At 43.0% G+C, this 13,913-nt stretch carries 13 protein-coding genes, 1 riboswitch and 1 other annotated feature; of the genes, 5 read left to right on the forward strand and 8 right to left on the reverse strand.

The window, feature by feature from the left end; all coding sequences use genetic code 11:
* Window position 1: 1 nt before the first annotated feature.
* On the reverse strand, window positions 2–1,294 hold the full coding sequence (hisD, locus tag L3V27_RS10880; protein ID WP_005390871.1) for a histidinol dehydrogenase: 1,293 nt from the start codon (window positions 1,292–1,294) through the stop codon (window positions 2–4).
* Between the two features lie 5 nt (window positions 1,295–1,299).
* The gene (gene hisG, locus L3V27_RS10885) at window positions 1,300–2,196 is read right to left on the reverse strand and encodes an ATP phosphoribosyltransferase (RefSeq protein WP_005390869.1); all 897 of its coding nucleotides are present in this window, start codon (window positions 2,194–2,196) and stop codon (window positions 1,300–1,302) included.
* Between the two features lie 53 nt (window positions 2,197–2,249).
* Window positions 2,250–2,387 (reverse strand) — a sequence feature (His leader region).
* A gap of 365 nt (window positions 2,388–2,752) precedes the next feature.
* Between hisG and L3V27_RS10890 the strand changes: the two genes are divergently transcribed.
* Complete coding sequence (locus L3V27_RS10890; RefSeq protein WP_005390867.1) at window positions 2,753–3,706, forward strand: sigma-54 dependent transcriptional regulator; 954 nt, start codon at window positions 2,753–2,755, stop codon at window positions 3,704–3,706.
* A gap of 326 nt (window positions 3,707–4,032) precedes the next feature.
* On the opposite strand, the gene tet(35) is transcribed toward L3V27_RS10890, so the two are convergent.
* On the reverse strand, window positions 4,033–5,634 hold the full coding sequence (gene tet(35) / locus L3V27_RS10895) for a tetracycline efflux Na+/H+ antiporter family transporter Tet(35) (RefSeq protein ID WP_046874775.1): 1,602 nt from the start codon (window positions 5,632–5,634) through the stop codon (window positions 4,033–4,035).
* A 109-nt stretch (window positions 5,635–5,743) separates the two neighbouring features.
* Window positions 5,744–5,926: riboswitch (Lysine riboswitch) on the reverse strand.
* A gap of 581 nt (window positions 5,927–6,507) precedes the next feature.
* Here tet(35) and L3V27_RS10900 point away from each other — a divergent pair.
* Window positions 6,508–6,915 (forward strand): H-NS family nucleoid-associated regulatory protein, encoded by a 408-nt coding sequence (locus L3V27_RS10900; protein WP_005390863.1) that lies wholly within the window; start codon window positions 6,508–6,510, stop codon window positions 6,913–6,915.
* Window positions 6,916–7,042: 127 nt separating this feature from the next.
* Here L3V27_RS10900 and L3V27_RS10905 read toward each other — a convergent pair whose 3' ends face one another.
* Window positions 7,043–8,347: an inosine/guanosine kinase gene (locus tag L3V27_RS10905; RefSeq protein ID WP_005390861.1), complete on the reverse strand. Its 1,305-nt coding sequence runs from the start codon at window positions 8,345–8,347 to the stop codon at window positions 7,043–7,045.
* A 117-nt stretch (window positions 8,348–8,464) separates the two neighbouring features.
* Complete coding sequence (locus tag L3V27_RS10910; RefSeq protein ID WP_005390859.1) at window positions 8,465–8,734, reverse strand: hypothetical protein; 270 nt, start codon at window positions 8,732–8,734, stop codon at window positions 8,465–8,467.
* A 188-nt stretch (window positions 8,735–8,922) separates the two neighbouring features.
* Between L3V27_RS10910 and mnmA the strand changes: the two genes are divergently transcribed.
* The 3 genes from mnmA (at window position 8,923) to purB (ending at window position 12,193) form a co-directional block, all read left to right on the forward strand.
* The gene (gene mnmA / locus L3V27_RS10915) at window positions 8,923–10,047 is read left to right on the forward strand and encodes a tRNA 2-thiouridine(34) synthase MnmA (protein ID WP_005390857.1); all 1,125 of its coding nucleotides are present in this window, start codon (window positions 8,923–8,925) and stop codon (window positions 10,045–10,047) included.
* 10 nt (window positions 10,048–10,057) lie between these two features.
* Window positions 10,058–10,675: a high frequency lysogenization protein HflD gene (hflD, locus tag L3V27_RS10920; RefSeq protein ID WP_005390855.1), complete on the forward strand. Its 618-nt coding sequence runs from the start codon at window positions 10,058–10,060 to the stop codon at window positions 10,673–10,675.
* 147 nt (window positions 10,676–10,822) lie between these two features.
* Entirely contained in the window at window positions 10,823–12,193 is a 1,371-nt protein-coding gene (gene purB / locus L3V27_RS10925; RefSeq protein ID WP_005390853.1) for an adenylosuccinate lyase, read from the forward strand.
* Window positions 12,194–12,309: 116 nt separating this feature from the next.
* Here purB and L3V27_RS10930 read toward each other — a convergent pair whose 3' ends face one another.
* Genes L3V27_RS10930 through L3V27_RS10940 form a run of 3 tightly spaced genes read right to left on the reverse strand, consistent with a single transcriptional unit; the run spans window position 12,310 to window position 13,908 of the window.
* Window positions 12,310–12,831, reverse strand: coding sequence for a DUF3833 domain-containing protein (locus L3V27_RS10930; RefSeq protein WP_104975083.1), 522 nt, complete (start codon window positions 12,829–12,831; stop codon window positions 12,310–12,312).
* Between the two features lie 11 nt (window positions 12,832–12,842).
* Window positions 12,843–13,436, reverse strand: a complete 594-nt coding sequence (locus tag L3V27_RS10935) for a chalcone isomerase family protein (RefSeq protein ID WP_237311845.1) — start codon at window positions 13,434–13,436, stop codon at window positions 12,843–12,845.
* Window positions 13,396–13,908, reverse strand: a complete 513-nt coding sequence (locus L3V27_RS10940) for a DUF2878 domain-containing protein (protein WP_046874769.1) — start codon at window positions 13,906–13,908, stop codon at window positions 13,396–13,398. Before L3V27_RS10940 ends, L3V27_RS10935 begins: the two co-directional genes overlap by 41 nt.
* Between the last annotated feature and the right edge of the window lie 5 nt (window positions 13,909–13,913).

Genomic DNA, 13,913 nt, shown 5'->3' on the forward strand with positions numbered 1-13,913 from the left:
CTTACTTACTTGCTAATTTTTCTACACGGATAGTAACAGCACGTTTGTGAGCGTCCAGACCTTCTGCTTCAGCCATGGTGACAACCGTTGGCGCAAGATTTTTAAGACCGTCAGCTGAAAGCTCTTGAACCGTCATTCGTTTAGAAAAATCAGCCAAACCTAAGCTTGAATATGTCCGTGTGTAACCGTAAGTAGGAAGAACGTGGTTAGTGCCCGATGCGTAATCACCTGCAGATTCAGGCGACCAATCACCAAGGAAGATCGAACCTGCGTTGTCTAATAGAGGCAGAAGCTCGCGTGGGTTCTTAGTCTGAACAATTAAGTGCTCAGGGCCATAATAATTAGAAATAGAGATCGCTTGGGTGATCGATTCAGCAATAATGATTAAACTCGATGCGAGCGCTTTTTCTGCAATCTCTGAACGAGACAACTCTTTCAATTGACGACGAACGGCATCTGTCACCTGATCTGCAATAATGGCTGATGGCGTCACAAGTACAACTTGAGAGTCAGGTCCATGCTCTGCCTGACTTAGAAGGTCCGCCGCAATAAAATCTGGGTCCGCTGTTTCATCCGCAATCACAAGAACTTCCGAAGGACCCGCTGGCATATCAATCGCTGCGCCACGGAAATCATTGCTCACCTGACGCTTTGCTTCCGTCACATAAGCGTTACCCGGGCCAAAAATCTTATCAACTTTTGATACGGTCTCTGTACCATATGCCATTGCAGCAACAGCTTGACCACCACCGACGTTGTACACTTCATCAATGCCACACAATTTTGCTACGTAAAGGATCTCGTCAGCGATTGGAGGCGGAGAGCAAAGCACAACTTTACGACAGCCGGCAATTTTCGCAGGCACGCCCAGCATCAAAACCGTCGATGGCAATGGCGCGCTACCACCAGGAATGTACAAACCCACTTTTTGAATTGGACGTGTTACCTGTTCACAAAGCACACCCGGTTGAGTTTCGACTTTAATTGGCTGTGGCTTTTGCGCTTTGTGGAATTTAGAAATATTGGCATAAGCTTGCTCTAATGCATTTTTCATTGATTCAGACAAGCGCTCTGAAGCGGCTTTAATTTCCTGAGAAGAAACACGAATGGACTCAGGTTTAACGCGATCAAACTTTTCTGTCAGCTCGTTGAGAGCAGAGTCGCCTTCATTTCTAACTTTAGCGATAACCTCAGACACTGCTGCAGTGATATTTGCACCTTCTGCAATAGCAGGACGTTCTAAGATCGAATCTTGCTGCTCTTCACTTAAAGATTGCCAAACGACTGTTCTCATGATGTTTACTCCATCATTTTTTCAATTGGTAGCACTAGGATTGAGCTAGCACCTAACTCTTTTAGCTGTTCCATGGTTTCCCAGAACAGGTTTTCAGAACTCACTAAGTGAACAGCCATTTTCTGCTTATCTGCAGAAAGAGGAAGAACCGTAGGATCCTCAGCACCAGGAAGTAGTGCTTTGATTTGATCGAGCTTTTCAGCTGGCGCGTGAAGCATGATGTACTTAGACTCTTTCGCTTGTTGTACGCCTTGCATGCGAGTCAGTAGTTTTTCAATCAGTGCTGTTTTGTCTGCATCAAACTCACCGATACGTTGAATCAGCGTCGCTTTAGATTTAAAGATCACTTCCGCTTCTTTTAAGCCATTCGCTTCTAACGTTGCGCCAGTCGATACCAAATCAGCAATAGCGTCAGCTAGACCTGCGCGAGGTGCAACTTCTACAGAGCCAGTTAGCATACATGTGGAGAATGGAACGCCTGCTTCATCCATGTAAGCTTTTAGGAGTTGAGGGTAAGTTGTGGCAATACGCTTACCGGCTAAGTCTTGTGGACCGTTGTACTCTTCATCCTTGTCGATAGCGATAGACAAGCGACAACCGCCAAAGTCAAGTCGACGAAGTTGTACAAACTCACATGGTTCACCCAGAGCTTTACGATCTAGACGAACTTCTTCCAATTCATTTTCACCAATGAAACCTAAGTCAACAACACCATCCATGATCAAGCCAGGGATGTCATCGTCACGAACCAAAAGCAAATCAATTGGCATGTTCTCCGAGTGAACCACTAAACGCTCCCCCATTACATTAAATTTTACGCCGCACTGTTTTAGCAGAGCTTGGCTCTCTTTGCTAAGGCGACCTTTTTTCTGAATTGCGATTCTTAAGCGTTGTGTTTGCATTGCTTTTTCCCTGTGCAAGATTTTGATATCTAAGTAATTTTTGAATTAATAAAACTAAAAAACCCTCGAGAGATTGGAGTCTCCCGAGGGTTTAAAATCTGCTTTTACTTTGATTTCACCTCCGGGAGTTTCCTGCCTCCCGGGTATGCGTACATCGCCCGAAAGACTAGATTGGGTGATGATGGTGATGAATGTTCATTACAAAATTACGCATACTTATTTAAGGCTCTATTGAGTTGCTTCGTTAGTAACCACACTAACCAAGGATTCTATATTTTTCAATACTGAATTTAGCATTTTCTAACTATTTTTTATAATTACTTGATTTTAAAGGATTTAAATTTAATTTCAGTTGAGTATATGGGTAGAAATTAGGTTTCTATTCAACCCTATTCTTAAAGAAAAAGAAGAATAGTATGAATTTTCATCAAAACAACTATTTAGATCTCACCGCCCTTAGTAATTGACATCATTCTCAATAAAGAGACATCCACTCACGTTTGAGACGACTCATTCAAAACTATTATTTGAGTGGGGCAAAAAATAGTGATTAACCATGAAACTGCGTAACGGTAGTAACAAACAAGCTGTGGATTTCAGCGATACAACACTATACCCATTAATCGGCAATAGTGCATGTATCCAAGAACTTCGCACGGCAATCCAAAAGTACGCTCAATGTGATGCTGAAGTACTCATTCAGGGTGAAACAGGGGTGGGCAAAGGTCTCTGTGCTCGTCTTATTCATCAGTTGTCGAACAGACACTCGGCACCTTTTGTTGAAGTTAACTGCGGCGCAATTCCAAGTGGTCTTATTGCGTCCGAACTTTTCGGTCACGAAAAAGGAGCATTTACAGGAGCGATTTCAGATCGTATCGGTTTTATTCAAAAAGCACATAAAGGTACCCTATTCCTAGATGAGATTGGTGATATGCCGCCGGATCTACAAATCCACCTTCTGCACTTTTTAGAGAGTAAGCAAATCCATAAAGTCGGCGCTGATAAATTCATTGACGTGGACTGTAGAGTCATTGCTGCGAGCCACGTGGATTTGAAAAATGAGGTTGTACAAGGTGGATTCCGTGAAGATTTATTCTATCGGCTTAATATCTTGCCATTAACTATTCCTCCACTGAGAAAGCGTGGGAAAGATATCCTTATGTTATCAGAACACTTCTTGACAGATTTGTCTCATGGTCAGGTACAAAAAATGTCGGATAAAGTGAAAGCCAAGCTCCTCAAGCATCGTTGGCCAGGTAACGTAAGAGAACTGCGAAATGTAATTCAACGAGCGATTGTCATGTGTGAAGATCACACGCTTCTCGTCGCTGACTTGGGCCTTGATAATAATGAAAGGCAATTACTCCCTTCAGTGGACCAAATTGATCTCGACTACCTACTGCAAGCTATCGAAGAAAATAAGCACAATATGAGTGCGGCTGCACGTCATCTTGGTATTTCAAGAACAACGCTTTATCGTCTAATAAAGAAATACAACTTAAATGTTTAGTTGCTGTACAGGTGTAACGTGACACTGTGTAACAGACAACTCATCATATATCATTTACTTAGCCCCTCATCATAAACCTCTTGATATTGCCGCCTTTAAAATCAACAACTTAAACTAGGCATAGTCTTTGCTTAGAGCTAAGAAGAAGTCGGTTGATAGATTTTCTATCACAGCACAGAAAGGAGTGCTCAGAACACAAATAGCTCGCTTTTAACACGAAACGATTATCCCCAAAAACGCGATTGCCCCCCTCACCTAAATCGCGTTAAAAAAAAGCTCCGCTAAATTTAGCGGAGCTTCCTCTTTATTAAAAACACTGAGCTGTACTAGACATTTTGACACGATGCCATTTTAGACTTCGACAACCAAGAAAGTGCTCCACATACAATAATAAATGTGATTGATGCAGCGATGAATGAGAATGCAATTGACGCAGTCATCCCCAAAGTAATGAAGCCAACACAGGAAACTAGCGCCACGGACAATGCATAAGGCAACTGGGTCGATACATGATCAATATGATTACAACGTGCACCAGTCGACGACAGAATAGTGGTATCGGAGATAGGTGAACAATGGTCACCAAAAACGGCACCGGCTAAAACTGCACTTAGCATTGGGAGCATTAGCGCAAGATCGGTTGCACCAGCCATATCACCCGCGATTGGAAGCATAATGCCGAACGTACCCCAAGAAGTACCGGTTGAAAATGCCATTAGACCAGACAACAAGAATAGGATAACCGGTAGCCAATGTGGATTGATATTGCCCTGCGCCATTGTAGAAAGGTAAGAACCCGTCTTCATGTCACCGATAACCGAACCGATAGTCCAGGCAAATACCAGGATTAGAATCGCGCCAAACATAGACTTCGCACCAATCCAAAGTGTGCGTGCAATTTCACCCATTGGAAGACCTTGCTTCACAACAGTAAACAGTGCAACTGCTAAGCCAAGCAAGCTACCGTAGATTAGTGATGTGCCTACATCTGTATTTTCAAACGCACCTAGAAGCGCAAACTCTTTGCCGTCAGCAACCAATGCTTGGCCACCCGTGTAAAGCATAGAAGCGATAGTCGCAATAATCAGCGTCACGATAGGAAGTACCAAGTCTGACACTTTACCCTTTTCGCTTTCACGGATATCTAGCTCTTCGTTTAGATCATGCGCTTCTTGCGAGTCGTTTTCTTTGTCTTTATCAAAGCCGCGGCCTTGAGATGCAGAGATTTCATGCTCACGCATCTTACCGATATCGAGGCCAAACCACGCCACAGCAAACACCATAAGCAGTGCAAAAACTGCGTAGAAGTTCATTGGAATAAGACGAACGTACGCGCCAAGAGCCGAATACTCAGTGATCCCATGTGAGACTAAGATACCGCCGATAATCGTAATAATGTAAGCACCCCAGCTAGAAGCAGGCATGATCACACACATTGGTGCAGCAGTTGAGTCTAGAATGTATGCAAGCTTCGCGCGAGACACATAAAAACGATCGGTTACTGGACGAGAAATGGCACCAACAGCAAGACTGTTAAAGTAATCGTCGACAAAAATGAATACGCCTAAAAAGGCAGCAAGAAGTTTGGAGCCGCGTTTACTCTTTACTCGAGATTGTGCCCATTCGGCAAATGCACGAGTACCACCAGATAGCGTTAATAATGCAGTTGTCATACCTAATAAGATTAGGAAACCAACAATGCTCATGTTCCAAGTGTTAATTCCGCCATCTTCAATAAAGACAGAAGAAACTTGAGAACTCACGTAACTAACGGTATCACCGATAGACCAGCTATTAAGTAGAACCGCACCCAGCACGATACCTACACCTAAGGAAACTAATACACGTCGAGTCAGAATCGCCAAAGTCAAAGCGACAATAGGTGGCAATAATGAAACAGGAGAACTAGAAAAATCTATTAAATTCATGATCTTCAAAAACCAAAGTTTGGCTAGAGATCTACTGCAGACAAGTCACGTAGCATACGATACGTGCTCATGTTGAACTTAGCGACAGGGAAGCGAACACTCCACCCAACCCTACAGTAGCGCTCCATAGTTTAATGTGAATATATACTATGGCAGTGTTGTTCCTTTCAGATACAACCCCAGCAAGTAACTTTGATGAGTTACTTACTTCGGCAATCTTCGCCTTCCACTATTATTCATTGGCATCACCCCAATAATAGCTACTCTTCGAGACCGCGCCTCTACGGCAACAACAAACAATTAACCACTAACTGTACAAATTAACAACAAATTGTCTGCAATATTGCATCAGGTAGCAGCCATTGTACTTATGATGAGAGTCAATGCAACACATCAAACTAAATTAAACAAATAAATAATGACTGAGATAATTTATAAACCTTGTCTACTTCAAGTTAGTTTTGTGCAACTGAAATCACATCAATTTTGTTATTTATGAAACATTATTACTACCTTAAAAATATCATGGTTTATCTTGTATCAATAAATTAAGGATATATGACACTCCATCAAAGATGGACGCTTCATATTTTTAAGTAATAACTCAACTTTTTTATAAAAACCAAGCTGGCTCTATCTCTATACAATAACGAGTGTTGATTTCAATTCTCATCTAATAAGATTTATTTCGAGTGTAATAATATTTATTGCTTTAAAAAAATAGCTAAATTTAAACAAAATCTTGATTTAGTATTTGCACATAAGGAAAAGATAAAGTTAAATATAAGGACTCTTTGTTTATTTATAGATTGGCATTATTTAATCGTAACGATAAAAAGTGCCCAACACATTAACCTTTTAATAGGAATCGTTATGTCAGAGCTGACTAAAACCCTTCTAAATATCCGTAGCCTTCGTGCATTTTCTCGTGAGCTGACTCTAGAACAATTGGAAGAAGCTCTAGATAAACTAACTACTGTTGTAGAAGAGCGTCGTGAAGCAGAAGAAGCAGAACGTGCAGCACAAGCTGAGCAAGAAGCTAAGCTAGCAGAGATCGCAGAGAAAATTGCTCAAGACGGTATTGACGTAGAAGCGCTTATTACTGCGCTATCTGGCGAAACTAAGACGAAAGGCAAAGCGAAGCGTGCACCTCGTCCAGCTAAATACAAATACACAGACTCAAACGGTAATGAGAAGACTTGGACAGGCCAAGGTCGTACACCTTCTGCAATTCAAGAGCAACTTGATGCAGGTAAATCTCTGGATGATTTCCTGATCTAAATCCGCGCTATTTTTAAAAGGCTCCCAATGGGAGCCTTTTTTATTTGGTTCATTACAAATAAAAAAGGCGCATTTTTTAATGCGCCTTTTACTTTAGTTATAGAATGGTTAATTAAACTACTGTGTATTAACGTTCCCAGTATGCTTCTTCTAGGCTATCTTCTCGCTCAGGAAGCCCACGTGACAAACGTGGAGAATGTTGCACGAGAACTTCGTAGCTCGCACGGTTTGCGTATTTACATACTTGAGAAAAAGAAGAGTAAGTTAAATATTCGTTACTGTGCTTGCTTGAATTAGGCACATTTTCTTTATGGTATTTATTTGCCGCCATATCATGAAGAACAGCAGATAACGCAGCATCACCTGCACCATTGGTATTCTTGATTTTTTCTGGACCACCCATATATGGCGAGATATGTGAGTACACTTTTATTGGTGTTTCACATGTGTCTTTTTTCGCCGGACGACTAAATTCATAGCGATTAAATTCAGCGATTGACCCCGGAAGTAATGGCAAAGAAGTTTCGCGCTTCGCGCTGTCTTCCGTATAACCCGCCATAAATAGGCCTACAGGCCCCGCGGTGCACAATACTAGATCTGCCCACTCCAGTGTTTTATCAGATGCAGCAAGTGGGTCTGACTCACCCGTCAGAGCTTCTGCTTCATCTTCATTCATCGCAACGACTGAAACGTTATCTCGAATGAATTCTTGCCAATATTTCGGGTCATCTTGAATAACGAACTTCGTCCCAAGAGTCAGAACAACGGGCACATCATTCTTTTTCGCGTACTCAATCGCTTTCATTGTTGCTTCAGGCATTGGGTCGCCTTCTTTACAACGTACTAAATATGACGTTAGTACAAGCGCCGATGCATTTTTAAAGATTTTTTCTGGAATGCTATCAGGATGCAGTTGGTTCATTTGCCCTTCACTGATCGCAAAAGTACGTTCACCATCTTCTGTGATAAGAGCGAAACAACGACCGATAGCGCCATCAACACCTTGTAGATAGTTCAAGTCCATGCGGCTTGATGTATTACAAAGGTAACGGTAGCCATAGCTGCCAATTTTGATATCCTGGCTCATCACTCCAAGCAGCGTAGAGCGATCATCTGCTAGCACAGAGTAGTTGTGTAGCGTGTTACCAATTGTGCCACCCGCATACTCATTGGTAATTAAGTTCTCTTCTTTAAGTTGCTGGTACAACTCTTCTGCTCTTTCGTCATCAATAACCAAAGAGTGACCTTTACTCAGACCGTACTTTTCAATCACATCCGTTGTAACTTTAGCTTCAATATCCACCAAAGTTTGGTCAATACCAATGATGTGAGTGCGCGTCATCTTCTTGCTTTCTTGTGCTTGGCTCACCAGCGGGTCACGAGCATGAACAGGAAAATAGTGCTTCGATTTGCGTTGTCCAGGAAATTTCATATTGTCAGTCTGAGTAAGGGGATGAAAAGGAGAACGGATTCTATACCGCTAATAATAAAGCGGCAATAAAAGCAATTATAGCAAACGTTTGCTAGCCACTTTTTTCTTCTAGACTCCTTATTCACCTTCCATAAAACTTAGATCTGGCAGTTGCTCAAGGTGCTCGCAGTAACGCTTTAGGTTGAACTCACCTTCATTTTTCATCACATCGAAAATTTCAATCGACATGGCACATGCCATCATTGCAACCGCTTCTTCTCTAGGTGTCCCTGTCATCATTAAGCGCATTAGCGTCTCTTTAACTTTTAATGGATTGCCGTCCTCAAGTTGGTTTTCAACAATTTCAATCAACTCGGCTTCTTGCATAAACTGGTTTTCTTCGGTCATTTGGACTTTCCTCTTGGATTTTTGCCAACTATGCCATATATACCTCTTCTATACTTGCGAAATTGCCCGTTCGAATTTCTGTTGAAGAAAAATGCAGCGAAACGAATTGTGATTTCGATCTCGGATCTGTCACCGGTCTGTGGATTCTGATAGAATCTGCATCCCGTTTATTTAAGTGGTGTTTAGTAATGTCTGATAACAGCCAAAAGAAAGTCATCGTCGGTATGTCCGGCGGCGTTGATTCATCTGTTTCTGCGTATCTTCTCAAGCAACAAGGCTACCAAGTAGAAGGCCTGTTCATGAAGAACTGGGAAGAAGATGACAACGAAGAATATTGTACAGCAGCAGAAGATCTTGCTGATGCTCAGGCAGTATGTGACAAGCTAGGCATTCATCTACACACCATCAACTTTGCTGCCGAATACTGGGATAACGTATTTGAGTACTTCCTTGCTGAATACAAAGCGGGTCGTACACCGAACCCTGACATTCTTTGTAACAAAGAAATCAAGTTCAAAGCATTCCTAGAATTCGCTGATGAAGTGCTTGATGCTGACTACATTGCAATGGGTCACTACGTACGTCGCTCTTTCCCGGATAACGGTGAGAAACCAGCGATGTTGCGTGGCCTAGATGGCAACAAAGACCAGAGCTACTTTCTATATACACTAAGCCACGAACAAATTGGCCGTAGCCTCTTCCCTGTTGGTGATTTAGAGAAACCTGAAGTACGCCGTATTGCGGAAGAGCAAGGTTTAGTAACAGCGAAGAAGAAAGACTCGACAGGTATTTGTTTCATCGGTGAGCGTAAATTTACCGACTTTCTAGGTCGTTACCTTCCTGCTCAGCCTGGTAATATCGAAACGCCAGAAGGCGAAGTGATCGGTCAACACCAAGGTTTGATGTACCACACACTAGGTCAGCGTAAAGGTCTACACATCGGTGGCCGTAAAGGCGGCGGTGGTAACGAAGAGCCGTGGTTTGTTGGTGAAAAAGACCTAGAGCGTAACGTGCTAATCGCAGTCCAAGGTAAAGACCACCCGATGCTAAAATCAGAAGGTCTACTTGCGTCACAACTTCACTGGGTAGATCGTGAGCCAATTCGCGATGTTATGAAGTGCACAGTGAAAACTCGTTACCGTCAGGAAGATATTCCTTGTACAATCATCCCGATCGATGATGAAAACATTAAAGTGATCTTTGATGAACCACAAATTGCAGTGACGCCTGGTCAATCAGCAGTGTTTTATAAAGATGACGTATGTCTAGGTGGCGGCATCATCGAGCAACGCATTAAATATTCTCAAGCTTAGGAGTCGTTACGTGGCGAATACACTTTATGACCGTACTATCGCTTTCGCTGGTATTTGCCAAGCTGTCGCTTTGGTTCAACAAGTTGCGAGAAACGGGCATTGTGATCAAGATGCTTTTGAAACATCAATCAAAGCTATTTTGAGCACAAACCCTGCTAACACCGTTGGCGTATTCGGTCGCGAAGCCGATCTAAAGCTCGGTCTGGAGTGTCTGGTTAAAGGGATTGATAGCACCCCATCAGGCAGTGAGATCACTCGTTACATCATTAGCTTGATGGCGCTAGAACGTAAGTTAAGCGCTCGCAACGATGCCATGTCCCAGCTTGGTGACCGTATCCAGATGGCCAAGCGCCAGTCAGAGCATTTTGAACTGCTAGATGATCAAATGATCAGCAATTTAGCGAGCATCTACTTGGATGTTGTTAGCCCTATTGGACCACGCATTCAAGTAACAGGCACGCCTTCTGTACTGCAACAAACGGCCAGCCAACACAAAGTCCGTGCTCTACTGCTATCTGGCATTCGTAGTGCTGTTCTGTGGCGCCAAGTAGGCGGTAAACGTCGTCATCTAATTTTTGGCCGAAAGAAAATGGTCGAACAGGCTCAAATCCTGTTAGCCAGAATGTAGAATACTCTGCTAGCTCGCGTTTATCGCGAGCTACTTTTTTTCGAATAAAACAAATCCCGCGCAAACGTTTGCGCAATATTCGTGACAATTGCCACAGTTATTGGTATAACGCTCACGAAATTTAGAAACCCAATTCAGGAGAACATCATGGAACTGTCAGCATTGACTGCTGTTTCACCAGTAGACGGCCGTTACGGAAGTAAGACGATTGCGTTACGCGAAATTTTCAGCGAGTACGGTCTACTAAAATACCGTACTATCGTAGAAATTCGTTGGCTACAGAAGCTAGCGGCTACTGCTGAAATTGCAGAAGTGCCAGCATTCAGCGCAGAAGCTAACCAATTCCTAGACGACCTTGCTGCTAACTTCTCTGAAGAAGATGCACGCCGTATTAAAGAAATCGAGCGTACAACTAACCACGACGTTAAAGCGGTTGAGTACTTCTTAAAAGAGAAAGTAGCAGACGTTCCTGAACTGCACGCTGTTAATGAGTTCTTCCACTTTGCATGTACTTCTGAAGATATCAATAACACCTCTCATGCGTTAATGCTAAAAGAAGCACGTGAGCAAGTGATTCTTCCAGAAATCCGTAACCTAATTGACGCTATCAAAGCACTCGCAGTTGAATACCGCGACATTCCTCTTCTATCTCGTACACACGGCCAGCCTGCTTCTCCATCTACAATGGGTAAAGAAATGGCAAACGTGGCGTACCGTATGGAGCGTCAATTCAAGCAAATCGAAAACGTTGAGATCCTAGCGAAAATCAACGGTGCAGTAGGTAACTACAACGCACACCTTTCTGCTTACCCAGAGCTAGATTGGCACAAGTTCTCTGAAGAATTCATTACAGAGTCTCTAGGCGTAACTTGGAACCCTTACACAACACAAATCGAGCCGCATGATTACATCGCTGAGCTGTTCGACGCTATCGCTCGTTTCAACACTATCCTGATTGACTTCGATCGTGACGTTTGGGGTTACATTGCATTAGGCCACTTCAAGCAAAAAACCATTGCTGGTGAGATCGGTTCTTCAACAATGCCGCACAAAGTTAACCCAATCGACTTTGAAAACTCTGAAGGTAACCTAGGTCTTGCGAACGCAGTATTTGGCCACCTAGCACAAAAACTGCCTATCTCTCGTTGGCAACGTGACCTAACTGATTCAACGGTTCTACGTAACCTTGGTGTTGGTGTTGGCTACGCAATCATCGCTTACACTTCTACGCTAAAAGGTATCAGCAAGCTAGAAGTAAACCGTGAAGCGCTTCTTGCTGAACTAGATAAAAACTGGGAAGTACTCGCTGAGCCAGTACAAACAGTAATGCGTCGCTACGGTATCGAAAAGCCATACGAGAAGCTAAAAGAGCTAACTCGTGGTAAGCGTGTAGACGGCGAAGCAATGCGCAACTTCATTGACGGTCTTGAGCTCCCTGAGCACGAGAAAGCACGTCTGAAAGAGATGACGCCAGCGAACTACATTGGTCAAGCGGTTGAGCTGACAGATAAGCTGTAATCACACCTTGATTATCTGCAATTGAAAAGGTTGACGTGAAAGCGTCAACCTTTTTAGTTAGGAAGAAATAATTTCGGTTATTTGGTAGTAATGCAAGAGGATAAATCCCTCAACTATTATGGCTGTTTTTGGAAGAATAAGGTTATTGTCCCGACCTCTATACCAAACTTTTTAATTTTGGTGAGGTTGAAAACATGCTTCTCGTCCTGACGATAAAGCCAATCATCAAAAGCGACCGTTACTGTTGAGTCATCCATTTGCAACTCAAAGTCATACCGCCACTGCAACGCATTGCCTTGCTCAGCCCCTGTTGCTACACCAATAATATCCTCTGCTTTACCTTCATAGCGTCCATCTTCTAATTTGGTAATAACCCAAATTCGCTGGTCAACCTCTCCATCATCAAACACAAAGTCTTCCACCAGCGTCAACGTGTTACCTTCCACAGTACCCACTATGTCGACTTCAAAACGACGAGTTTGTTGTTCAGTGTAATCTTGGACCATCCCCCACGCCTTTGTATCGCCCTCAAAATAGCCGAATAAATCAAAAGTCGGTGTAGAAGATTGATAATTATCGATATCTGCTGAGCATGCTGAAAGTAAGGCCGCAGCGGCCAAGGCGACTGATTTTAAAATTCGTTTAAGCACTATCTAACCTGCCCTATTAATTGTTTTCGAAGTTTCGGGAACTCTGTATTAGGTGACAACCATATAGACAAAAACGCATCGTTCATTCGCTCATCTTGAACGAAGCCGACTGTCTTGATTTGTGCAATGCCAGCTTGTCGGTAAAGAAGCTGACCAGTTTTACCATCGGTTAAGTAAGTAAGCTCATCGCCTTTTTTTATATCAGGGAACATACGGTTTAGTTCACTGATCCAACTTTTTCGATATGGTTCAGTAAAACCAAGTTTTGCCCATTGCTCATCAGTTACATCAAGCAACTGCTGCTTGCTGATGTCTCTTTGATACTTAATCTCCAATGCCAGAGGGTGTGGTGATACATCGCCATTTACAATGAACTTTCCATCAGGTGCGCTTAGTCGAGACTGATATATATCGAAGATGAACCATGTGAGTTGTGCCTCACCGACGGTTTTCCACCCCTTCCAACTCGACATCTTATCTGCGTTTTCACTGTTTCCAACTGGCTGAGCTTGTAGAGCAAAGGAGCCCATAACTACTAGAGAAGCAACTACCTTAATCAGCCTCTGGGTTAAATCTCTCTTCAAGCTTTTCATATCCGTATACCTTGAGTATTAAAAGCGTCATGGCAAACCATTCAGCAAATAGAATGACCAACGTAACGCTGGTATTAAATCCATATTCAACGACTTGGAGCTTGTAACCGGCGTAGTAACTGACGGTTCCTCCAACGCCACCTACAATTGATACGTAGATTTTTGGGAAACGGTACAAAACAGGCTTGAGCTGATAGGCATACCAAGAGAACAGAACCCAAAGGCACAACAACCAAATGGGTAACCATTGTGTTGGAAAGACAAAAACAGAAAACTGTTGATTGAGCGTATCGAGCACTACACCCGCCAAAACGATACTCGCGATGTGCTTCAAGGCAGAAGCGTCCGTCCTCCAACAATAGACAAGAGTAATAAATGTTAAGATCAGTGTTAGCCACTGCCATTGATAGGTCCCAAGCACTGCAGAGAACCAACAGAGCTGGAACCATGTAGAGGCAATCAGCAACTTCATAACGG

Origin of the sequence: Vibrio sp. J2-3(2022) (assembly GCF_021725735.1) — a bacterium.
Lineage (GTDB): Bacteria > Pseudomonadota > Gammaproteobacteria > Enterobacterales > Vibrionaceae > Vibrio > Vibrio diabolicus.